Consider the following 21111-nt stretch of genomic DNA (forward strand, 5'->3'; position numbering starts at 1 on the left):
AACCACACGTACCGTGGCCCGAACCCCACCCGGCACACCCGGGACCACGACCCGCACCAGCACCCGTACCGAGAAGGAGGCGCCGGGATGGCGGCAGGCGCCCCCAGGATCTTCGTCTCACACCTCGCCGGCATCGCCGTCTTCGACCCCAACGGCGACCAGGTGGGACGCGTACGCGACCTGGTCGCCGTCCTGCGCGTCGGACGGCGGCCCCCACGGCTGATCGGGCTCGTCGTCGAGCTGTCCACCCGCCGCCGTATCTTTCTGCCCATGACGCGCGTCACCGGCATCCAGTCGGGCCAGGTCATCACCACGGGCGTGTTGAACGTCCGCCGCTTCGAGCAGCGCCCCACCGAGCGGCTCGTGCTCGGCGAGCTCCTGGACCGCCGCGTCACGCTCGTCGAGACCGGCGAACCGCCCGAGACGGTCACCGTCCTGGACGTCTCCGTCCAGCAGCTGCCCGCCCGCCGCGACTGGGAGATCGACCGGGTCTTCGTCCGCAAGGGGAAGGCCGGCGGCACGTTCCGGCGGGCCAGGGGCGAGACCCTGACCGTCGAGTGGTCGGCCGTCAGCGGGTTCTCGCTGGAGGAGCACGGGCAGGGCGCCGAGAACCTGCTCGCCACCTTCGAGCAGCTGCGCCCCGCCGACCTGGCGAACGTCCTGCACCACCTGTCGGCGAAAAGGCGCGCCGAGGTCGCGGCGGCCCTGGACGACGACCGGCTCGCCGACGTCCTGGAGGAGCTCCCGGAGGACGACCAGATCGAGATCCTCGGCAAGCTCAAGGAGGAGCGCGCCGCGGACGTCCTGGAGGCCATGGACCCCGACGACGCGGCCGACCTGCTCGGTGAGCTGCCGGAGGACGACAAGGAGCGGCTGCTGGCGCTGATGCGCCCGGACGACGCGGCGGACGTACGGCGGCTGATGGCGTACGAGGAGCGCACGGCGGGCGGTCTGATGACGACCGAGCCGATCGTGCTGCGGCCCGACGCGACGGTCGCGGACGCGCTCGCCCGGGTGCGCAACGCCGACCTCTCCCCCGCGCTGGCCGCGCAGGTGTACGTGTGCCGCCCCCCCGACGAGACGCCGACCGGCAAGTACCTCGGCACGGTCCACTTCCAGCGGCTGCTGCGCGACCCGCCGTACACCCTCGTGGGCTCGATGATCGACGACGACCTGCAGCCGCTGGACCCGGAGGCCGTGCTGCCGGTCGTGGCCGGTTTCTTCGCGACGTACGACATGGTCGCGGCGCCCGTCGTCGACGAGAGCGGCTCGCTGCTGGGCGCGGTCACCGTGGACGACGTGCTCGACCACATGCTGCCCGAGGACTGGCGGGAGAAGGAGTTCCACCTGGACGGGGAGGCCGACGGGGAGGCCGACGACGGCACCGCCGACAGGACCGGGAACGAGACCGAGGACGAGACCGAAGACGAGGCCGACGGCCGCTGTGCCGTGCGCACGGACGCCGAGGAGGACACCGATGGCGCCTGAGCGCGAGGCCCGCGAACGGGCCGCCACCGGGGCGAGCGCCACCAGCCGCTCGCGTCCCCGGCTCGACCAGCCGCAGCCGCCGCGACGCAGGTTCCTGCCCGAGTACGACCCGGAAGCCTTCGGACGGCTCTCCGAGCGGATCGCGCGGTTCCTGGGCACGGGACGGTTCATCGTCTGGATGACGGTCGTCATCATCATGTGGGTGGTGTGGAACGTCAGCGCGCCGCGTGAGCTGCGCTTCGACAACTACCCGTTCATCTTCCTGACCCTGATGCTCTCGCTCCAGGCGTCGTACGCCGCCCCGCTGATCCTCCTCGCGCAGAACCGGCAGGACGACCGCGACAAGGTCAACCTCGAACAGGACCGCAAACAGAACGAGCGGTCCATCGCGGACACCGAGTACCTGACGCGGGAGATCGCCGCGCTGCGCGTGGGCCTCGGCGAGGTCGCCACCCGGGACTGGATCCGCTCCGAGCTGGAGGACCTGGTCAAGGAGCTGGACGAGCGCCGTTCCGGCGGGCCGGGCGACGGGCGGGTCGTATTCCCGGCAGAACACCCTCGGGGACGTGACGTAGACGACCGGTGACGGGGCTTTCCGGCCCCGGGGCCGGGCGCCGTACCATCGACCTCATGGTTACGGAAGACGCGGTGCGTGAAGCACTGTCGACGGTGAACGACCCCGAGATCCAGCGACCCATCACCGAGCTGGGGATGGTCAAATCGGTGGAGATCGGCGCGGACGGCGCGGTCGCGGTTGCGGTGTACCTGACCGTCTCCGGGTGCCCCATGCGCGACACCATCACGAAGAACGTCACCGACGCGGTCTCGCGCGTCGAGGGTGTCACGCGCGTCGACGTCACGCTGGACGTGATGAGCGACGAGCAGCGCAAGGACCTGGCGTCCGCGCTGCGCGGCGGCCAGGCCGAGCGCGAGGTCCCCTTCGCGAAGCCGGGTTCGCTGACGCGCGTGTACGCGGTCGCGTCCGGCAAGGGCGGCGTGGGCAAGTCGTCCGTGACGGTCAACCTCGCGGCGGCGATGGCCGCGGACGGACTCAAGGTCGGTGTCGTGGACGCCGACATCTACGGTCACTCCGTGCCGCGCATGCTCGGCGCGGACGGCCGTCCGACGCAGGTCGAGAACATGATCATGCCGCCGTCCGCGCACGGCGTGAAGGTCATCTCGATCGGCATGTTCACGCCGGGCAACGCGCCGGTGGTGTGGCGCGGCCCGATGCTCCACCGCGCCCTGCAGCAGTTCCTGGCGGACGTGTACTGGGGTGACCTGGACGTCCTGCTCCTGGACCTCCCGCCGGGTACGGGTGACATCGCGATCTCGGTCGCGCAGCTCGTGCCGAACGCGGAGATCCTGGTCGTCACGACTCCGCAGCAGGCCGCGGCCGAGGTGGCCGAGCGGGCCGGGTCGATCGCCGTGCAGACGCACCAGAAGATCGTCGGTGTCGTCGAGAACATGGCGGGCCTGCCGTGCCCGCACTGCGGCGAGATGGTCGACGTCTTCGGCACGGGCGGGGGGCAGTCGGTCGCCGACGGGCTGACCCGGACGACCGGTGCCAGTGTGCCGGTCCTGGGATCCATCCCGATCGACGTCCGGCTGCGCGAGGGGGGCGACGACGGCAAGCCGGTCGTCCTCACGGACCCCGACTCGCCCGCCGGCGCGGCCCTGCGTGCCATCGCCGGCAAGCTGGGCGGGCGCCAGCGGGGCCTTTCAGGCATGTCGCTGGGCATCACCCCGAGGAACAAGTTCTAGCCTGCCGGCGGGCCCTGCCTCGGGTGCGTGGGCATGTGCGGGCACGTCGTGGCCGGTCGCGCAGTTCCCCGCGCCCCTAAAGCGGGGCTGCGCCCCGGCTTTTCGTCTTCGGGGGCGCGGGGAACTGCGCGATCAGCCCTCACCGGCCGGCAGCCGACAACCACCGGCCGGAGCCCCACCGCACAGCCCGCCGCCTAGGCGTACGTACTGATGTCCTTGATCATGGCGAAAGCCACGCCGTACGCGCTCATCCCCCGCCCGTACGCCCCCACATGAACCCCTTCCTGCGTGGATCCGGCGAGGACCCACCCGAACTCGGATTCTCTGTAGTGGAACGGCGTCGGCACCCCGTCCACGGGAAGGGACAGCTTCGACCAGTCGGGCCCCGTCAGGTCGTCCGCGAGGACCCACGCCGTCTCGGTCTGCTGGTCCAGCCAGTCGTCGCGCAGGGTGTGGTCCATCTGGCCGGGCCAGGTGAAGGACAGCAGCCCCACTCCGGCGAGCCAGGCCGCTGAGGACACCGAGGTGGCCTCCAGCAGCCCCGTGCCGTCGGCACTGCGCCGTACGGGATTGGCCGCGACGGTGACCACCACCGCGAATCGCTCCTTGTCCTCGGTGGACTCGCTGCGAACCGACGGTTCGTCACCGTGTCCGACGGAACCGTGCTCGACGGCCCCGTCGGCCGCCGCGCCGACCTGCATCAGCCAGCGCGGTCCCGTGAACGCCTCGTCGAGGCCGTACCACGGGAAGGGCGCCAGCAGGTAGCCGTCGACCGTACGCCGGGCGGAGGGGAGCTGCTGGCCGCCCTCCGCTGCCGGCGCCTGCGCGCCTACCCGACTTGTCGTCTCCATCTGCCCGGACGCCTCCTCGCTCTCGTCGAACCGGGCGGCCCGCCCCCCTTCGGGCGTCCTTCCGGTCCGCACAACAACTAGGCAGGATAGCCACAGCTCCGCCACGGGCCGCGAAACCGGTCGGCACATGGCTCACATACGCACCGGATACGGCCCATCCTGAACGGACGGAAGCCGGCCGGCACCCGGAAGGACGGCCGACCGGACCGGCCGGCGCGCGGAAAGAGCCGACCGGACCGGCCGAGCGCTCAGGCCGGCCGGTCGCTCACCGGCCCAGCACTCAGGTCGCGTCCGCGTCGAACGGCGGGCGCTCGTCCGGTGCGAGCCTCTCGCGCTTCTTCGTCATGTCGACGGTGCCGCCGGCGGAGCCCGCGGAGGAGGACGAGGACGACGACGACTCGGACTCACGGCCGTGCACGGCGTCCGTGACCTCGGCCATCTCCTTCTTCAGGTCGAAGCCGTTACGGATCTCCTTGAGCCCCAGCTCGTCGTTGTCCAGCTGCTTGCGGATGAACGTCTTGGGGTTGAGGTCCTCGAACTCGAAGTCCTTGAACTCCGGCCCCAGTTCCTCACGGATGTCCGCCTTTGCGCTCTCCGAGAAGTCACGGATCTTGCGGATGGTGCGCGTGACGTCCTGGATCATCTTCGGGAGCTTCTCCGGACCGAAGACGAGCACGGCGAGGACGATGATCGTCACCAGCTCGAGCGGTCCTATGTCATTGAACACCTTGTAGCTCCTTGCGATGTCCTCGGTGCTCGGCAGGTCGTTCCGTGGTCCGGGCCGGGTCCACGGTACCCGGCGATCCCGTCCGACCGGTACTGTCCGGGGCTCCCGGACCGCGTGTACACGTGGGGTTCTCCAGGATGTCCGCCGTGCGGGAGCGGCTCGGGCTCAGTCGCCGTCGGCGGAGCCCAGGACCAGGGTGACTTTCCGCTCCTTGCCGTCGCGCTCCAGCGTCAGCTCCAGCCGGTCGCCCGGCCGGTGCGCCCGCGTCTTGACGATGAGCTCCTCCCCCGAGTGCACACGCCGTCCGTCGACCTTCGTGATGACGTCACCGGCCTTGATGCCGGCCCGGGCACCGGGGCCGCCCCGGTTGACCGGAGGGCCGCCGTCGCTGCCCTTGGTGCCGACCCGGGCGCCGTCGCCGGTGTACTCCATGTCGAGCGTCACCCCGATGACCGGGTGGGTCGCCCGGCCGGTGTTGATGAGCTCCTCGGCGACGCGCTTGCCCTGGTTGATGGGGATGGCGAAGCCGAGGCCGATCGAGCCGGACTGGCCGCCCTCCAGGTCGGAGCCGCTGTCGGCGGAGCGGATGGCGCTGTTGATGCCGATGACGCGGGCCTTGGAGTCGACCAGGGGGCCGCCGGAGTTGCCGGGGTTTATCGGGGCGTCCGTCTGCAGCGCGTCCACGTACGAGATGTCGCTGCCGTCGCCCTCCTCGCCGCCCGCCGTGATGGGGCGCTCCTTGGCGCTGATGATGCCCGCGGTGACGGTGTTCTCCAGGTCGAAGGGCGCGCCGATGGCGACGACCGGGTCGCCGACCTGGACGTTGTCGGAGTTGCCGAGCGAGAGGGGCCTGAGGCCGCTGACGCCGGTGACCTTGACCACGGCGAGGTCGTACCCGCTGTCGTGGCCCACGATCTCGGCCCTGGCGGTCTCGCCGCCGCTGAAGGTCACGGATATCTCGCCACTGCCGTCCGCCGGGTCGACGACGTGGTTGTTGGTGAGGATGTGGCCGCGCCGGTCGAGTACGAACCCCGTACCGGTGCCCTGCGCCTCCGAGCCGCTCACGTGCAGCGTCACCACGCTCGGCAGCGCGCTGGCCGCGATACCGGCCACGCTGCCCGGTGCCCGTCCCTCGGCCTCCACGCCGGCCTGGGGCAGCTCCACGTCGTCGATCCCGCCGTTGCGCTCCAGGTGGGCGCCCACGGCCCCGCCCACGCCCCCGGAGACGAGCGCGAGCAGTACGGCCGCCAGGGCCAGGGCGCGCCTGGTCCGTCCGCGACGCACGCCCGGCGCCTCGGCGGTGGCTCCGTGGTGCTGGAGGGGCGCGGTGGCCCAGGGATCGTAGTTCTGCCAGGGGGTGTGCGGAACGGGACCGGCAGCGGGGGCGGGAGCCTGATGCGTGCCGAGGTCGGAAGCGGCATGCGGAGCCGCGGCCCGATAACCGGCCGGCAGCTCCGGACCCGGCTCGCTCCCCGCCTGCTGGGGCTGCTGGGCGAGCGGCTGCGGGGCCGCCGTCTCCGTTCCGGCTTCCGCCGGGGCGGCCGGGGGCAGGGCCGCTGCCTCCGTCGCCGTGCCGTGCGCGGGGGTCGTACCGGGGTGCTGCACCGGCGGCGCGGGGGCCCAGGGCCCGGGCCCGCCGTACGGCGGTGTGCTGTACGGGTCCGGATCGTGCAGGGGCCTGGACCGCTCGGCAGGGGCCGGCCCGCCCGTGCCGCCGCGCACGTCATCCGGAACCTGCCCGACAGCCGGACCCGCACCGGCACCTGCATCCGCACCGGCGACGGCGGTCGCACCCACGGTCGAACCCGCGCCCGCACCTGCGCCCACGCCCGCGTTCACCCCCGCGGGTTTCTCCAGCTCGAAGTCGCCGTCCATGTCGCCCCCGTGAAACCCGCTCGTGCCGTCCCCCGCGGAAGCCGGGTCCGCCGGAGCGGTATCCGGCACGTGGGTCCGTGGCCGGCTCCACCACTTCGGCTTCGTGGGCTTCCCCTCGTCCATGCTCTCCCCACACCTGACCCGCGGCACGGCACGTCGGCGGTCGCCGCGGTTCGTCGACCTCCGCGCCCGGTCACCTGCGGCGGGCGCGGCCCATCCCTGGATTCAACCAGGTTCGCGGGCCGCCGCGCAGAGGGCCGGTTCAGCCTGAGGAGGAAGGCGTGGGTGAGACGGACGGGTCGGACGACGGCACGGCCGACAGGACGGACGCCTCGAGCGCCGATCCCGAGGACCAGGTGGTCAGCGTGACCGGTGGGGCCGGGGCGAACGGACGTATGAGCGGGGTCATGGCGGCGGCGCCCGCCATCACGGGCGTGGTCAGCGCATGCACCGGGCTCACGCTCCGCTCGACCGGGGCGGGCACACCGGGGGACGGAACGCCCGGCAGCAGCGGCGCGGACAGTTCGGTCTGCGCGCCGCCCTCGCCGGCGAAGGAACGCTGGCCCTGCGCGAGCAGGGGGGCGACGGACCGACGGCGCTGCGAGTCGGAGCCCGCCGCACCGCTCGTGCCGGACGTGCGCACCGGCGTCACGTTGCTTCCGGAGCCCGAGCCGCCCCGGGCGTCCGTGGTGTCGGCCGGCACGCCGGTCGACACCCCGCCGAGCGCGATCGCGGCGAGCGAGACGGCGCCGGCCGCGGCGGCCGCGAAGCGCAGGCCCCTGGAGGCCGAGCGCTCGGCCTCACGCCGGCCCATGTCGTGGATGCGGAACCCGCGCTGCTCGGAGGGCAGCACGGCCGCATGGGGGCCGGAGGGCACGTAACCGAAGGACTCGGGCTTCACGTCGAAGACCCCGGACTCTCCGAACGCCCCCCGGCCCAGCCGCGGGCTGTCGCTGTCCGGGTCGCCTCCTCCGGGAAGCCCCTGCAGTCTGGCCAGGAAGCTCTCGGAGGGGGGCGGCGGGGCGACCTCCGCGAACACGTTCTTCAGGCGTCGTTGCTCGTCGGCCTCGGACTTGCACTTCCCGCAGGTGGCGAGGTGGGCCAGGACGCGCTCACGCGCCTCGTGGCCGAGCTCACCGTCCACCAGGGCGGAGAGCCGGTCGCCGAGGTGCTGCTCGGCAAGGGGCCCGTCGGTGGGATTCAGCCGTGATCCAGTCACGCGCTCGCGCCCCCTCCTCCCAGAGCGGGCACTCCGGTGACCGCGAAACCGCGGCGCTCGGCACGGGCCTCGGGAGAACGGTGGGCGAGCGCCTTGCGCAGCTGGGAGCGTCCGCGGTGGATGCGGCTGCGGACCGTGCCGAGCTTGACGCCCAGGGTCGCGGCGATCTCCTCGTACGAGAGCCCTTCGATGTCACAGAGGACGACCGCCGCGCGGAACTCCGGCGCGAGCGTGTCGAGGGCCTGCTGGACGTCCGCGTCGAAGTGCGTGTCGTTGAAGACCTGCTGCGGGGAGGGCTCGCGGCTGGGCAGGCGCTCGGCCGCGTCGTCACCGAGGGCGTCGAAGCGGATGCGCTGCTTGCGGCGGACCATGTCCAGGAAGAGGTTCGTGGTGATGCGGTGCAGCCAGCCCTCGAAGGTGCCGGGCGTGTAGGTCGACAAGGAGCGGAAGACGCGGACGAAGACCTCTTGTGTCAGGTCCTCGGCGTCGTGCTGGTTGCCCGTCAGGCGGTAGGCGAGCCGGTACACCCGGCCGCTGTGCGTGCTGACGATCTCCTCCCAGGTGGGCGGAGTCCACGCCTGCGAATCCGCGTCGGACGTGAAGGTCGCTGTCTGCGCGGAGTCGGCAGTGGAACGGTCAGCAGTGTTGTTCACGGATTTCGGCTCACCCGCCGATCTGAGCAGGCGCCGAAGCACCCCTCCCCGATCCACAGATACAGCCGCACCTCCCCTGTCGGCTCTGGTGGTGTCCAGTGGAGCACCTACCATAGCCACCTCGCCCGTTAGCTCCGGATAAGCGGTTTTACGAGAAATTGATACGCGCTCATATGGCTGCGTCAGCACTTGCTCGGTGTCCCGGTCCACCCGCCACCCCCGTGTAGTTCCCCGCCCGTTCCTCGCACTCTCTCAACGCCTGGTCCCATCTGCGGGTTCCCGGCGGCAACGGATACAGTCACGCCCAGGCAACCACGGGGACAGGAGAGGGCCATTACCGGCAACCGGCTGACGAGCTGGGCGTTCGCCGACGCCTTCGTCCCCGAGGACGAGGCGCTGCACTGGGCCCGGGAGCGGGCCCGGGAAGCAGGGCTGCGCTCGGTGTCGCCCGGCACGGGCGCCGCGTTGCGCCTGCTCGCGGCCACCGTGGACGCCAAGGCCGTCGCGGAGATCGGTACCGGAACCGGAGTCTCCGGAATCCATCTGCTGCACGGGATGCGGCCGGACGGCGTACTGACGACCGTCGACCCGGAACCGGAGCACCAGCAGTTCGCCCGCCAGGCTTTCCGCGCGTCGGGCTTCGCCAGCAACCGGGCCCGCTTCATCCCGGGCCGCGCGCTGGACGTCCTGCCCCGGCTCGCGGACGCGGGGTACGACCTCGTCTTCTGCGACGGTGACCGCCTCGAGTGCCTCGACTACCTCGCTGAATCGTTGCGCCTGCTGAGGTCGGGTGGCCTCGTCGTCTTCGAAGGCGTGTTCGCCAACGGGCGGACGGTGGAGTCGGGCCCGCAGCCCACGGAGGTACTGCGGCTGCGCGAACTGCTGCGCGCGATCCGCGAGAGCCAGGAGCTGGTCCCCTCGCTGCTGCCGGTCGGCGACGGCCTGCTGTGCGCGGTCAAGCGCTGAACCGGTCTCACCCCGACGGGCGAGGGAACGGCCCGGCCCGCACGGACATCACGGCTTCCGCGCGCCGGACATCCCGGGCGCGCGCCGGTCACGTACCCCGAAGACACCGCTGCCCCGACATCGCGTTGATGCCGGGGCAGCGGAAGGGTATGGTCGCGTTCCGCGTCAGCCGACGACCTTCTTGAGGGCGTCGCCGAGCGCGTCGGCCTCGTCGGGGGTCAGCTCGACGACGAGCCGACCGCCGCCTTCGAGCGGAACGCGCATGACGATGCCCCGCCCCTCCTTGGTCACCTCGAGCGGGCCATCGCCCGTCCGCGGCTTCATGGCCGCCATGCTCGTTCCCCTTCCTGAAACCAGCTCATCGTCGCCGACGGCCCCCTAGAAGGGCACGTATCCTCCGTCGGACACGCGTCACCGGCATCGAACACATTGCTTCCAAGCCATTATCCCGCATCTCAGGACCCGATGACCAACATCAGTCGGCATCGCTTGCGCAACGCGCTTGAGCAAAACCACCCAATTCGGTGGTGTGACTGCGATACTGCGCCACTGCATGGACTTTCGGGCAGCGGAATTCTTTGACGCAGGTCACATGTACGAAGTCCGCCGCCCCCCGTGATCTCCGCCATGCTGTCCCCGGAAGCAGTACGTACCGACGGGTACGACGAGCCGCGACACCGGAGGGGACCATCATGGCCGACACCGTGCTCTACGAGGTGAGCGACGGACTAGCGACCATCACGCTGAACCGCCCCGAAGCGATGAACGCGATGAACACGCAGACCAAGGTCGCCTTCCGGGAGGCGGCGCGGGAGGCCGCGGCGGACGACTCCGTACGGGCCGTGCTGCTCACCGCGGCCGGCGACCGGGCGTTCTGCGTGGGCCAGGACCTCAAGGAGCACGTCGGCGGACTGCTGGCGGCCCGCGCCTCGGGCGCGGGCGAGGGCGTGATGAGCACGGTCCAGGAGCACTACAACCCGATCGTGCGGGCCCTGACCGGAGCGGCGAAGCCGGTGGTCGCCGCGGTCAACGGTGTCGCGGCCGGCGCGGGGTTCGGGTTCGCGCTCGCCGCGGACTACCGCGTCGTCGCCGACACGGCCGCCTTCAACACGTCGTTCGCGGGGGTCGCGCTGACCGCCGACTCCGGCATCTCCTGGACGCTGCCCCGGGTCGTCGGGCCCTCCCGCGCCGCCGACCTGCTGCTCTTCCCGCGCAGCATCACCGCGCAGGAGGCGTACGAGCTGGGGATCGCCAACCGGGTCGTGCCCTCCGCCGAGCTCGCGGCGGAGGGGCTGAAGGTGGCGCGTGCGCTGGCCGAGGGGCCGACCCTGGCGTACGCCGCGCTCAAGGAGTCGCTCGCCTTCGGGATCTCCCACTCCCTGGACGAGACCTTGGAGAAGGAGGACGAGCTGCAGACGCGGGCCGGGTCCTCCGAGGACCACCTGATCGCCGTGCAGGCGTTCGTCGACAAGGAGAAGCCGAAGTACCTCGGCCGGTAGCGCTTCGCCGGCTCAGGCCGGGGGTGGGTGGGGGCTTGGCGCGCAGTTCCCCGCGCCCCTTGCGGGGCGCCCCTCCGCGGGCGCCCCCTACCGGACCGCCGTCCTGGACGTGCAGTCCGCCAAGTGGTCGTTGACCAGGCCGCACGCCTGCATCAGGGCGTAGGCCGTGGTGGGGCCCACGAAGCGGATGCCCTGCTTCTTGAGGGCCTTGGAGAGGGCCGTGGACTCGTCGGTGACCGCCGGGACGTCGGCGAGGGTCTTCGGAGTGGGACGGGCCGCCGGATCCGGGGCGTACGACCAGATCAGGCGGTCCAGGTCACCCGGGGCCCAGTCGGCCAGCACGCGCGCGTTGGCGACCGTCGCCTCGATCTTGGCGCGGTTGCGGATGATGCCCGCGTCGGCGAGGAGACGCTCCTTGTCGGCGTCCGTGAACGTCGCCACCTCGGCGATCCGGAAGCCGGCGAAGGCGGCGCGGAAGCCCGCACGGCGGCGCAGGATCGTGATCCAGGACAGGCCCGACTGGAACGCCTCCAGGCACAGCCGCTCGTACAACGCGTCGTCGCCGTGGACCGGGCGGCCCCATTCCTCGTCGTGGTACGTCACGTAGTCGTCGGTCGACAGGGCCCAGGGGCAGCGCAGGGCCCCGTCGGCGCCCCTCAGGGCCTCGCTCACCGGTGGTCCTCCTCCGCGGGCTTCTCCAGGGAGGGCGCCGCGGTCGAACGGGCTCCGGCCAGCGCGGCCTCCAGGTCGGCGATCCGGGCGTCCCGCTCGGCCAGCTCGGCGCCGAGGCGGCCCAGGGCGTCGTCCACGTCCGCCATGCGGTAGCCGCGCAGGGTCAGCGGGAAGCGCAGTGCCTCCACGTCGCCGCGGTGCAGGGGGCGGTCCAGGGGCAGCGGGTCCCGCAGACGCTCCGGCGCCACCTCGGGCAGGGCGGCGCTGTCACCGCCTCCGACCACGGAGAGGGTCACCGCGCCGACCACGACGACGAGGGCGACGACCAGGAACAGGAACATGAACATCTCTGAGGTCCCCACGCTCTGATGCCGGCGCGGGCGCGTCGGCACGGTAAGTGTCAGGCACCGATCGTGCCATGCGACTCTGACAGTTAGGGTCGCAGGCGGCGGAACAGCGACATCCGCTTCAACTACCGCAGGAGGCCACAGGGGATGCTCAGGCTGGGCACGCGCGAGTTCGACGCGCACGAGCCGGTGATCATGGCGATCGTGAACCGGACCCCGGACTCCTTCTACGACCGGGGAGCCACCTTCCGCGACGAGCCGGCACTCGCGCGCGTGGAGCAGGCGGTGGCGGACGGGGCCGCCGTCATCGACATCGGCGGGGTCAAGGCCGGGCCCGGCGAGGAGGTGACGGCCGAGGAGGAGGCGCGGCGGACCGTCGGGTTCGTCGCCGAGGTGCGGCGCCGCTTCCCCGACGTGGTCATCAGTGTCGACACCTGGCGGCACGAGGTGGGCGAGGCCGTGTGCGAGGCCGGCGCGGACCTGCTGAACGACGCGTGGGGCGGGGTCGACCCGCGGCTCGCGGAGGTCGCGGGACGGTACGGAGTGGGGATCGTGTGCACGCACGCGGGTGGCACGCAGCCGCGTACGCGTCCCCATCGCATCGCCTACGAGGACGTCATGGCGGACATCCTGCGGGTGACGGTGGGGCTGGCCGAGCGGGCCGTGTCCCTGGGGGTGCCGCGGGAGTCCGTGCTCATCGATCCGGGGCACGACTTCGGCAAGAACACCCGGCACAGTCTGGAGGCGACGCGGCGGCTCGGGGAGATGGTGTCGACCGGGTGGCCCGTGCTGGTGTCGCTGTCCAACAAGGACTTCGTGGGGGAGACGCTCGACCGGCCGGTCAAGGAGCGGGTGGTGGGGACGCTGGCGACGACCGCGGTGTCCGCGTGGCTGGGGGCCCAGGTCTACCGGGTCCATGAGGTCGCCGAGACGCGGCAGGTGCTGGACATGGTGGCGTCCATCGCCGGGCACCGGGCGCCGGCGGTCGCCCGGCGGGGGCTGGCGTAGGACCTTCTTCGCCCCCGCCGCCCCTTTCCGTCCCGACCCTGGGGGCTGCGCCCCCAGACCCCCTTGTCCTCGAACTTGTCCTCGAACGCCGGACGGGCTGGAGATCCAGCCCGTCCGGCGTTCGAGAACCCGGCCGGGCCCTACCTCCCCGCCTCCTTCGACACCAACGCCACCGCCTCGTCCACGTCGTCCGTGAGGTGGAACAGGAGCAGGTCCTTCTCCGCCGCCTTGCCCTGGGCGATCAGCGTGTTCTTGAGCCAGTCCACGAGCCCGCCCCAGTACTCCGTGCCGAACAGCACGATCGGGAACCGGGTCACCTTCTGGGTCTGGACGAGCGTGAGGGCCTCGAAGAGCTCGTCGAGGGTGCCCAGACCGCCGGGCAGCACCACGAACCCCTGGGCATACTTCACGAACATCATCTTTCGTACGAAGAAGTACCGAAAGTTCAGGCCGATGTCGACGTACTCGTTGAGCCCCTGCTCGAAGGGCAGCTCGATGCCGAGGCCGACGGAGACGCCCCTCGCCTCGCACGCGCCCTTGTTGGCCGCCTCCATGGCCCCCGGACCCCCGCCGGTGATCACCGCGAAGCCCGCCTCGACCAGGCCGCGGCCGAGCGCGACCCCCGCCTCGTACTCGGGAGAGTCCACCGGTGTGCGCGCCGAGCCGAAGACGCTGATGGCGGCCGGGAGTTCGGCGAGCGTACCGAAGCCCTCGATGAACTCCGACTGGATGCGCAGCACGCGCCAGGGATCGGTGTGCACCCAGTCCGTCGGAGCGCGCTCGTCCAGCAGCCGCTGGTCCGTCGTGCTCGCCTGCACCTGTCCCCGCCTGCGCAGCACGGGGCCCAGCTGCTGCTCCTCCGGTGGCCGCTTGCTGCCCTCGGGGTTGCCGGTAGCCATGTCCGCTCCCTCCGCTTGGCGATCGTTCCACCTCAGCGTAGATCGACGGAGGTGACGGAGGGGGGACGCCGGCATGTCCGCCATGGATCGGACCGTCGGCCGAGCCGGAGTCAGGCCGTCAGCCAGGCCCGCAGCCGCTCCTCGCCCGCCAGGATCTTGGCGGTGTCCACCCGTTCGTCCCGCTTGTGCGCCAAGTGCGGGTTGCCGGGGCCGTAGTTGACCGCCGGGACCCCGAGCGCGCTGAAGCGGGAGACGTCCGTCCAGCCGTACTTGGGCTGCGGGGTGCCCCCGACGGCCTCGACGAAGGCGGCCGCGGCCGGGTGGGACAGACCGGGCAGGGCCGCGCCGCTGTGGTCGTCGACGACGAACTCGTCGACACCGCAGTCGGCGAAGACCTCACGGACGTGCGCGACGGCCTCCTCCTCGCTGCGGTCGGGCGCGTAACGGAAGTTGACGGTCACCACGCACTCGTCGGGGATGACGTTGCCGGCCACCCCGCCGGTGATCCCGACGGCGTTCAGGCCCTCGCGGTACTCGAGGCCGTCGATGACCGGGTGGCGCGGTGTGTACGAGGCGAGGCGCGCGAGGATCGCGGAGGCCGCGTGGATGGCGTTCGAGCCCATCCAGCCGCGCGCGGAGTGCGCCCGCTCCCCCGTCGTCCTCAGCAGCACCCGCAGAGTCCCCTGGCAGCCGCCCTCGACCTGCCCGTCGGAGGGCTCCAGGAGGACCGCGAAGTCGCCCTCCAGCCACTCTGGGCGGGCCTCGGCCACGTGCTTCAGGCCGTTCAGGTCCGCGGCGACCTCTTCGTTGTCGTAGAAGATGAAGGTGAGGTCGCGGTTGGGGGCCGGCACCGTGGCCGCGATCCGCAGCTGTACCGCGACGCCCGACTTCATGTCGCAGGTGCCGCAGCCCCAGAGCACGCCGTCCTCGTCCAGCCGCGAGGGCACGTTGTCCGCGATGGGGACCGTGTCGATGTGCCCGGCCAGGATCACGCGCTCGGCCCGGCCCAGGTTCGTCCGCGCGAGGACGTTGTTGCCGTACCGGTCGACCGTGAGGTGCGGCAGCGCGCGCAGGGCGGTCTCGACGGCGTCCGCGAGGGGCTTCTCGGTGCCGCTCTCCGAGGGGAGGTCGACGAGACGCGCGGTGAGCCGGGCGGCGTCCAGGGTGAGGTCGAGCGGCGGGTCGAGCGGGACGTCGAGCGGGGTGTCGGCCATGGCGTCGACCCTAACGCGCCGGCCGGACCGTCTCCCCCTGCCCCCGGGACCCGTTGTCCACAACCTCACGGACCGCCGACCGTACTCTCCAGTACCTTGTACGGGTGCCTGAGCCGTCCCCCACTTCCGTCACTCGTGTACGCCGCGGCCGCTTCCTCCGTCTCGGGGCGGCCCTCCTGGTGCTCCTCGGCGTCGCGGGGTATCTCACCGTGCAGTACCTGACCGGCGGGACCGGCGTGCCCAAGTGCACGGTCGTCTCGGGCCGGGGCGACGGCGCGTCGTACGAGTTCACGGCGGAGCAGGCGGTGAACGCGGCGACGATCACGGCCGTCGGCACCAACCGCGGCATGCCGGAGAGGGCCGTCACGATCGCGCTGGCGACGGCCCTCCAGGAGTCGGCCCTGCGCAACATCCGCCACGGCGACCGGGATTCCCTCGGCCTCTTCCAGCAACGGCCCTCACAGGGCTGGGGCACCGAGACGGAGATCATGGACCCGACGTACGCGGCGGGCGAGTTCTACGAGCACCTGGACAAGGTGACGGACTACGAGCGGCTGCCGCTCACGGTCGCCGCGCAGCGCGTCCAGCGCAGCGGTTTCCCGGACGCGTACGCGAAGCACGAGCCCGACGCGACGCTCCTGGCGGCGGCCCTGACCGGGCGCGCCGCCGCCACCCTCACCTGCGAGGGCCGCCCGGACGTGCGGACCGGCGGCGCGGAGGCGGTGCGCGCGGCCCTGGTACGGGACTTCGGGCGCGAGGTCTTCCAGGAGGCGGGCGCCGCGGTGGCCGCCACCCCGTCGGCCACGCCCTCCGCCGTCCCCTCCACCGAGGTGAGCGGCTCCGGGGACACGCGCACGGTGACCGTACCGGTGCCGAGGACCGGGGTCGCCGGGGGCGGGGAGCGGCAGCGCGGCTGGGCCCTCGCGCACTGGGCCGTGGCCAACTCGTCCGCGCTGCACGTCGAGCGGGTCTCGTACGCGGGCCGGGCGTGGACGGCCGGGAACACGCGCAGCGAATGGCGGGACGAGGACTCGGGCTCCCGGAACGCCACCGGCGAAGTTCGAATCGTCACTGGGCAGTAGTACGGACCCTCACCCGTTGGAGGCATCCCCGGCGTGCCGTCCGGACGCCGCGCCCCGGTTTTCCACGGGCCTCTCGCACGTCACTCCATTCGACGGTAAATCCCTAGGGAACAAAGGGCCGTAGCGATTCGGCGGACTTTCCTCGCGGGCCACCTTTGCCCGGGTTTCTCCGCAGCCGATAATGCGACGCATTAACAACTCTTTACGTCGGGGCACCGCAACCTTCGCGGACTTCGAGCGGTAGTCACTGCGTCCGAGCCCGGAACGATCAACAGCCGGTCGATCGACAGCCGTCCGACAGCCAGTCGGCCAACTGCCGGGCACGGTGACACCTTTCCTCGTTCTCTTCCGTCAAAGGAGCACCATGTCCCTCCCCCTGACCCGTCGGATCGCCCGTGCCGCGCTGCTCATCGCAGCGGGGGCGGCGCCCGTGGTCGGTGCGGCCGGCTCCGCGAGCGCGGCCGCGCTGCCGGCCGCCCCCGACCTCGGTGGCCTGTCCGCGCTGGACAACGCGGGCACCACCGCCGACAGTGCCGCGCAGAAGGCCACCGGGCTGGCCGGCGACGCGGGCAGCAAGGCCGTGAAGAAGGCCGTGCCGGTCGCGGGCAAGACCGGCGGCAAGGCCGTCAAGGCCGCGACGCCCGCCGCGCAGAAGGCCGCCGGGGACGTCGCCGGGACCACGGGTGACGTGGTCGGTGACGCCGCGGGGTCCGCCACCGAGGGCGGGCTGCCGACCGAGTCCGTCGCGAAGGGCGGGCTGCCGACCGAGCAGCTGCCGCTGAAGAAGCTGCCGGTCGGCTGAGCGAGCGGGCGCCGTCCGGCCTGCTTGCCGGGTCTGCGCACGGAGGGGTCCAGGGAGTGTTTCCCTGGGCCCCTTCGGTCGTGTCCGGTGGGTGCGTGCGGGGCGGTGGGGGCTGGTCGCGCAGTTCCCCGCGCCCCTTGCGGGGCCGTCCTAACGAAGATGCAGGCGCTCTGCCGCCGCCTGGACGCGGTCGTCCGTGGCGGTCAGGGCCACGCGTACGTGAGCTGCGCCCGCGGGGCCGTAGAAGTCGCCGGGGGCCACCAGGATGCCCAGGGCGGCCAGATGGGCCACCGTGTCCCAGCAGGACTCGTCCCGGGTCGCCCAGAGGTAGAGACTCGCCTCGCTGTGCTCGATCCGGAAGCCGTGCCGTTCGAGGGCGTCGCGCAGGACCCGGCGGCGGGCCGCGTACCGCTCGCGCTGCTCCTGGACGTGCGTGTCGTCGGAGAGGGCGGCGACCGTGGCGGCCTGCGTGGGCGCGGACGTCATCATGCCGCCGTGCTTGCGGATCTGGAGCAGGTCGCCCAGGACCGCGGGATCGCCGGCCAGGAACGCCGCCCGGTAGCCCGCGAGGTTCGACCGCTTCGACAGCGAGTGGACCGCGACGATCCCCTCGTACGAGCCGCCGCACACCTCGGGGTGCAGGACCGACACCGGGTCGGCCTCCCAGCCCAGTTCGAGGTAGCACTCGTCGGCGAGGACGAGGACGCCGTGCTCGCGCGCCCAGGCCACGATCCGGGTGAGTTCCCGCTGGGGGAGCACCCGGCCCGTGGGATTGGACGGGGAGTTGAGCCACAGCAGCTTCAGGCCGCCGGGGTCCAGGTCCGTCGGGTCGTCGTAGGCGACGTGCTCCGCGCGGGCCAGCCGGGCGCCGACCTCGTACGTCGGGTACGCCAGGCGCGGGTACGCCACCGTGTCCCCGGGGCCGAGGCCCAGCTGGGTCGGCAGCCAGGCCACCAGTTCCTTGGAGCCGACCACCGGCAGGACGTTGCGGTGGGTGAGGTCCCGTGCGCCCAGCCGTCGCCCGCACCAGCCGACCAGCGCGTCACGCAGCTCCGGGGTGCCCCACACCGTGGGGTAACCGGGCGAGTCGGCGGCCGCGACCAGGGCTTTCTGGACCAGGTCGGGCACCGGGTCGACCGGGGTGCCGACGGAGAGGTCGACGATGCCGTCCGGGTGGGCGGCGGCCGTCGCCTTGAAGGGCTCCAGCTTGTCCCAGGGGAAGGCGGGAAGCCGGTCGGAGACTGCGGACACGGGTTCTGGCTCACTTTCTCGTGCGGACGGCACGTCCGGTGCGTACACACGTGCGGTCGCGCGCGGCAAACACGGCGGTCCCGTACGGCGGCTGAGCCGTACGGGACCGGGGCGGCGCTCCCCCGGCCACCGCCGGGCGGGGCCGCGAGCGCACGGACCGCTTACTGGTTCTGCGGCGGCAGCGCTGCGACGAAGGGGTGGTCGCGCTCGATGAGTCCCAGCTTGCTGGCACCGCCGGGCGAGCCGAGCTCGTCGAAGAACTCGACGTTCGCCTTGTAGTAGTCCTTCCACTCCTCGGGAGTGTCGTCCTCGTAGAAGATCGCCTCGACCGGGCAGACCGGCTCACAGGCACCACAGTCGACGCATTCGTCCGGGTGGATGTACAAGGACCGCTGGCCCTCGTAGATGCAGTCGACCGGGCACTCCTCGATGCACGCCTTGTCCTTGACGTCGACACAAGGCTGCGCGATGACGTAGGTCACGCTGTCGTTCCTCCTCGATAGGGCGCTGGCGAGCCGTGTTCAGGCTCCGCCACCTGGCGCGCGGGAGCGCGGCGTCGTCGATGCCCGCACCTAGTATCTCCGTTCTTGGGCATGATCCGAACAGGAGGGTTGGACTGAGCTGTGGATTTCTCTGCACACTTCCGGCTCGAGGTCCGTGTCACCCCCGCTGACGTGGGGAAACGCGTCTCGGTGCGACGGTTGCGAATAGGGGCCCCTGAGAGTGAGAAGTTCACCGACACGGTAGGCGTTCTCACATCATGGGACGACGGTGTGCTGCTGATCACACGCCGGTCCGGAGAGAGTGTCCGAATTCCGGAATCGACGCTGGTGGCGGGCAAGGTCGTGCCCTCCGCGCCGGCCCGCCGACGGGGGCCCGCCGCCTCGTACGAGGAACTCGCGCGGGTCGCCGCGCGAGCCTGGCAGCCCGTGGAGCGGGAGCGGCTCGGGGAGTGGGAGCTGCGGGCCGCGTCCGGCTTCACCCGGCGCGCCAACTCGGTGCTGCCGCTCGGCGATCCCGGCGTACCCCTGGACGAGGCACTGTCACGCGTACGGGACTGGTACGCGGCCAGGGGTCTGCCCGCCTACGCGCAGACCGCCACGGGCGCCGAGGGGACGCAGGAGCGGCTGGGCGCGGAGCTGGCGGCGCGCGGGTGGGTGCGCGAGGTGTCCGCGGAGCTGTGGACCGGAGCGCTCGCGCCGGTGGCCGACCTGCCGGACCCGCCGGGCCCCGGACGGACGGTCACGCTGTCCCGCACGGCGGACGAGGCGTGGCTGGGCCGCTACCAGCGCAAGGGAGTGAGCGAGGTGGCGCTGCGGGTGCTCGGCAGCGGGCCCTCGGTGTGGTTCGCGACCGTGCCCGGCACCGGGCCCGGTGCGCCGGCCGCGATCGGGCGCTGCGTGGTGGACGGCCGCTGGGCCGGGTTCGCCGCGGTGGAGGTGGACCCCGCGCTGCGCCGCCAGGGCCTCGCCACCACCGTCATGACGGCGCTCGCCCGCCGGGCCCTGGAGGAGGGCGCCTCGGCCGGCTGGCTCCAGGTGGAGACGGAGAACACGGGCGCCCGTGCCCTGTACGCCCGGATGGGCTTCACCCCCCACCACACGTACCACCACTACCGAGCCCCGGCGCCGGGCCCCGTGAGGGGCGCGGGGGACCGCGCGAACGGCCCCCACCGGCCCGCAGCCGGCGACGCAGGTCGCCCGGACAGCTCGGGTGACGCCGGGGACGCCAAGGGCACCGGCCACTCCGAAAGCCCCCGCGGAGAATTCGGTGGCTACGCCACGGACCGGTATCGATCGGCGTGAAAGGGCACGAGCCACCTATGCGTCCTCTTCATCCCCCCGAGCCGGAGCGGAGCGCCCAGTGGCGGCGACGGTTCGGCGACGAGGCACGGGCCGAACGCCCCGACCTGTCCGCCCTGTGTCTGCTGGTCGGTGCCCAGGCGGACGGGGAGCTGACCGAGACCGGGATGGACGAGGCACAGATCGAGCTGGACCGGCTGGCCGGGGAACTGCCGTTCCGGCCCGGCGGCCCGAGGTCCTGGGCCACGGCGCTCGCGGAGCACCTCGGCGGCCTCGGGTTCCGCGGCGCGCCCGGCGACTACCAGCGGCTGCACTCCTCCCTGCTCCACGAGGTGCTGCGGCGCCACCGCGGACTGCCCATCCTGCTCTCGGTGGTGTGGATGGAGGTCGCGAGGCGGGCCGGGGCGCCCGTCTACGGAGTGGCCCTGCCCGGTCACTTCGTCGTCGGCTTCGGCCCGCCCGAACAGCAGGTCCTCGTCGACCCCTTCGACGGCGGCCGGGTCCTGACCGGCACCGACGCCGCGCTGATGGTGGCCGGCGCCACCGGCTCGCCGCTCGACCCCTCGATGCTCGCGCCCGCCGATCCGCTCGACGTCGTCCTGCGCATCCTCAACAACATCCGCGCCTGGGCCGCCGCCCGGCCCGAACGTTCCGACGTGGCCCTGTGGGCGGTCGACTTCTCCCTGCTGCTCCCCTCCCACCCCGCCCGTCTGCGCTACGAGCGGGCGCAGCTCCTCGTCCAGCGCGGCGACTTCCTCACGGGCGCCACGGAACTCGACGCGTACGCGGAGATCGTGGCCGCCGTCGACGAACCGGCGGCCGACCGCGTCCGCAGCCAGGCGCACGCGGCCCGCGCGATGCTCAACTGACGCCCCGCGGACGCACTGTCCGCGCAGCCCAGGACCTCGGCGGCTCGGTTCTGCGGGTGTCCCGGCGGACGGGACAGGCGGGGACAGGCGGACAGAGCGAGAGGGCACCCGGTCATCACCGGG

At 72.3% G+C, this 21111-nt stretch carries 21 protein-coding genes and 1 pseudogene; 10 read left to right on the plus strand and 12 right to left on the minus strand.

Annotation, left to right across the window (positions count from 1 at the left end):
* Positions 1 to 87 precede the first annotated feature (87 nt).
* From ACFYXC_RS09680 to ACFYXC_RS09690, 3 genes are read left to right on the plus strand one after another with little or no spacing between them, the layout of a single operon-like run.
* Positions 88 to 1488, plus strand: a complete 1401-nt coding sequence (locus tag ACFYXC_RS09680; protein ID WP_389548951.1) for a magnesium transporter MgtE N-terminal domain-containing protein — start codon at positions 88 to 90, stop codon at positions 1486 to 1488.
* A complete protein-coding gene (locus tag ACFYXC_RS09685) occupies positions 1478 to 2074 on the plus strand; it encodes a DUF1003 domain-containing protein (RefSeq protein ID WP_389548954.1) in 597 nt (198 codons plus the stop codon). Before ACFYXC_RS09680 ends, ACFYXC_RS09685 begins: the two co-directional genes overlap by 11 nt.
* Positions 2075 to 2118: 44 nt before the next feature.
* A complete protein-coding gene (locus ACFYXC_RS09690; RefSeq protein WP_389548957.1) occupies positions 2119 to 3252 on the plus strand; it encodes an Mrp/NBP35 family ATP-binding protein in 1134 nt (377 codons plus the stop codon).
* A gap of 194 nt (positions 3253 to 3446) precedes the next feature.
* Here ACFYXC_RS09690 and ACFYXC_RS09695 read toward each other — a convergent pair whose 3' ends face one another.
* The 5 genes from ACFYXC_RS09695 to sigE all read right to left on the minus strand — a co-directional run bounded on the left by ACFYXC_RS09695 (position 3447) and on the right by sigE (position 8619).
* Positions 3447 to 4103 (minus strand): hypothetical protein, encoded by a 657-nt coding sequence (locus ACFYXC_RS09695; protein WP_388922601.1) that lies wholly within the window; start codon positions 4101 to 4103, stop codon positions 3447 to 3449.
* Between the two features lie 280 nt (positions 4104 to 4383).
* The gene (locus ACFYXC_RS09700) at positions 4384 to 4830 is read right to left on the minus strand and encodes a sec-independent translocase (RefSeq protein WP_389548959.1); all 447 of its coding nucleotides are present in this window, start codon (positions 4828 to 4830) and stop codon (positions 4384 to 4386) included.
* Positions 4831 to 4995: 165 nt separating this feature from the next.
* Positions 4996 to 6828, minus strand: coding sequence for a S1C family serine protease (locus ACFYXC_RS09705; protein WP_389548962.1), 1833 nt, complete (start codon positions 6826 to 6828; stop codon positions 4996 to 4998).
* Positions 6829 to 6967: 139 nt separating this feature from the next.
* Positions 6968 to 7924, minus strand: a complete 957-nt coding sequence (locus ACFYXC_RS09710) for an anti-sigma factor family protein (RefSeq protein WP_389548965.1) — start codon at positions 7922 to 7924, stop codon at positions 6968 to 6970.
* Positions 7921 to 8619 (minus strand): RNA polymerase sigma factor SigE, encoded by a 699-nt coding sequence (gene sigE, locus ACFYXC_RS09715; RefSeq protein WP_388922613.1) that lies wholly within the window; start codon positions 8617 to 8619, stop codon positions 7921 to 7923. Before sigE ends, ACFYXC_RS09710 begins: the two co-directional genes overlap by 4 nt.
* Before the next feature lie 225 nt (positions 8620 to 8844).
* On the opposite strand from sigE, the gene ACFYXC_RS09720 reads away from it, so the two are divergent.
* The gene (locus ACFYXC_RS09720; RefSeq protein ID WP_388922794.1) at positions 8845 to 9543 is read left to right on the plus strand and encodes an O-methyltransferase; all 699 of its coding nucleotides are present in this window, start codon (positions 8845 to 8847) and stop codon (positions 9541 to 9543) included.
* Between the two features lie 165 nt (positions 9544 to 9708).
* Here the strand turns inward: ACFYXC_RS09720 and ACFYXC_RS09725 are convergent, their stop codons facing one another.
* A complete protein-coding gene (locus ACFYXC_RS09725) occupies positions 9709 to 9876 on the minus strand; it encodes a DUF3117 domain-containing protein (RefSeq protein WP_003966491.1) in 168 nt (55 codons plus the stop codon).
* A gap of 359 nt (positions 9877 to 10235) precedes the next feature.
* Between ACFYXC_RS09725 and ACFYXC_RS09730 the strand changes: the two genes are divergently transcribed.
* The gene (locus ACFYXC_RS09730) at positions 10236 to 11042 is read left to right on the plus strand and encodes an enoyl-CoA hydratase/isomerase family protein (protein ID WP_389548968.1); all 807 of its coding nucleotides are present in this window, start codon (positions 10236 to 10238) and stop codon (positions 11040 to 11042) included.
* An 87-nt stretch (positions 11043 to 11129) separates the two neighbouring features.
* Here the strand turns inward: ACFYXC_RS09730 and ACFYXC_RS09735 are convergent, their stop codons facing one another.
* Positions 11130 to 11714: a DNA-3-methyladenine glycosylase I gene (locus ACFYXC_RS09735; protein ID WP_388922619.1), complete on the minus strand. Its 585-nt coding sequence runs from the start codon at positions 11712 to 11714 to the stop codon at positions 11130 to 11132.
* Complete coding sequence (locus ACFYXC_RS09740) at positions 11711 to 12061, minus strand: DivIVA domain-containing protein (RefSeq protein WP_389549981.1); 351 nt, start codon at positions 12059 to 12061, stop codon at positions 11711 to 11713. The genes ACFYXC_RS09735 and ACFYXC_RS09740 overlap by 4 nt, the downstream gene beginning before the upstream one ends.
* A gap of 147 nt (positions 12062 to 12208) precedes the next feature.
* Here ACFYXC_RS09740 and folP point away from each other — a divergent pair, with 147 nt between their 5' ends.
* Positions 12209 to 13069, plus strand: coding sequence for a dihydropteroate synthase (gene folP, locus ACFYXC_RS09745; RefSeq protein WP_388922622.1), 861 nt, complete (start codon positions 12209 to 12211; stop codon positions 13067 to 13069).
* 140 nt (positions 13070 to 13209) lie between these two features.
* Here the strand turns inward: folP and ACFYXC_RS09750 are convergent, their stop codons facing one another.
* On the minus strand, positions 13210 to 13968 hold the full coding sequence (locus ACFYXC_RS09750; protein ID WP_388922625.1) for a TIGR00730 family Rossman fold protein: 759 nt from the start codon (positions 13966 to 13968) through the stop codon (positions 13210 to 13212).
* 110 nt (positions 13969 to 14078) lie between these two features.
* A complete protein-coding gene (dapE, locus tag ACFYXC_RS09755) occupies positions 14079 to 15182 on the minus strand; it encodes a succinyl-diaminopimelate desuccinylase (RefSeq protein WP_389548973.1) in 1104 nt (367 codons plus the stop codon).
* A gap of 104 nt (positions 15183 to 15286) precedes the next feature.
* Here dapE and ACFYXC_RS09760 point away from each other — a divergent pair, with 104 nt between their 5' ends.
* Positions 15287 to 16264 (plus strand): heavy metal transporter, encoded by a 978-nt coding sequence (locus ACFYXC_RS09760; protein ID WP_389548976.1) that lies wholly within the window; start codon positions 15287 to 15289, stop codon positions 16262 to 16264.
* A gap of 364 nt (positions 16265 to 16628) precedes the next feature.
* Entirely contained in the window at positions 16629 to 17066 is a 438-nt protein-coding gene (locus ACFYXC_RS09765; protein WP_388922634.1) for an ATP-binding protein, read from the plus strand.
* Between the two features lie 150 nt (positions 17067 to 17216).
* On the opposite strand, the gene ACFYXC_RS09770 is transcribed toward ACFYXC_RS09765, so the two are convergent.
* Together ACFYXC_RS09770 and fdxA are read right to left on the minus strand one after the other, a co-directional pair.
* Entirely contained in the window at positions 17217 to 18317 is a 1101-nt protein-coding gene (locus ACFYXC_RS09770) for a bifunctional succinyldiaminopimelate transaminase/glutamate-prephenate aminotransferase (protein WP_389548978.1), read from the minus strand.
* A gap of 161 nt (positions 18318 to 18478) precedes the next feature.
* Positions 18479 to 18799: a ferredoxin gene (fdxA, locus tag ACFYXC_RS09775; RefSeq protein WP_003973842.1), complete on the minus strand. Its 321-nt coding sequence runs from the start codon at positions 18797 to 18799 to the stop codon at positions 18479 to 18481.
* Between the two features lie 141 nt (positions 18800 to 18940).
* Here fdxA and ACFYXC_RS09780 point away from each other — a divergent pair.
* Both ACFYXC_RS09780 and ACFYXC_RS09785 read left to right on the plus strand, forming a co-directional pair.
* Positions 18941 to 19942: pseudogene (locus tag ACFYXC_RS09780) on the plus strand (GNAT family N-acetyltransferase); the annotation flags it as partial.
* Between the two features lie 197 nt (positions 19943 to 20139).
* A complete protein-coding gene (locus tag ACFYXC_RS09785; RefSeq protein WP_389548981.1) occupies positions 20140 to 20988 on the plus strand; it encodes a tetratricopeptide repeat protein in 849 nt (282 codons plus the stop codon).
* Positions 20989 to 21111: the final 123 nt, after the last annotated feature.

Source organism: Streptomyces sp. NPDC002701, assembly GCF_042889045.1.
Taxonomy (GTDB): Bacteria; Actinomycetota; Actinomycetes; order Streptomycetales; family Streptomycetaceae; genus Streptomyces.

Coding starts and splice junctions, on each gene's coding strand:
- ACFYXC_RS09680 (WP_389548951.1), top strand. CDS start 88: ATGGCGGCAGGCGCCCCCAGGATCTTCGTCTCACACCTCGCCGGCATC.
- ACFYXC_RS09685 (WP_389548954.1), top strand. CDS start 1,478: ATGGCGCCTGAGCGCGAGGCCCGCGAACGGGCCGCCACCGGGGCGAGC.
- ACFYXC_RS09690 (WP_389548957.1), top strand. CDS start 2,119: ATGGTTACGGAAGACGCGGTGCGTGAAGCACTGTCGACGGTGAACGAC.
- ACFYXC_RS09695 (WP_388922601.1), bottom strand. CDS start 4,103: ATGGAGACGACAAGTCGGGTAGGCGCGCAGGCGCCGGCAGCGGAGGGC.
- ACFYXC_RS09705 (WP_389548962.1), bottom strand. CDS start 6,828: ATGGACGAGGGGAAGCCCACGAAGCCGAAGTGGTGGAGCCGGCCACGG.
- ACFYXC_RS09725 (WP_003966491.1), bottom strand. CDS start 9,876: ATGGCGGCCATGAAGCCGCGGACGGGCGATGGCCCGCTCGAGGTGACC.
- ACFYXC_RS09730 (WP_389548968.1), top strand. CDS start 10,236: ATGGCCGACACCGTGCTCTACGAGGTGAGCGACGGACTAGCGACCATC.
- ACFYXC_RS09740 (WP_389549981.1), bottom strand. CDS start 12,061: ATGTTCATGTTCCTGTTCCTGGTCGTCGCCCTCGTCGTCGTGGTCGGC.
- folP (WP_388922622.1), top strand. CDS start 12,209: ATGCTCAGGCTGGGCACGCGCGAGTTCGACGCGCACGAGCCGGTGATC.
- ACFYXC_RS09750 (WP_388922625.1), bottom strand. CDS start 13,968: ATGGCTACCGGCAACCCCGAGGGCAGCAAGCGGCCACCGGAGGAGCAG.
- dapE (WP_389548973.1), bottom strand. CDS start 15,182: ATGGCCGACACCCCGCTCGACGTCCCGCTCGACCCGCCGCTCGACCTC.
- ACFYXC_RS09765 (WP_388922634.1), top strand. CDS start 16,629: ATGTCCCTCCCCCTGACCCGTCGGATCGCCCGTGCCGCGCTGCTCATC.
- ACFYXC_RS09785 (WP_389548981.1), top strand. CDS start 20,140: ATGCGTCCTCTTCATCCCCCCGAGCCGGAGCGGAGCGCCCAGTGGCGG.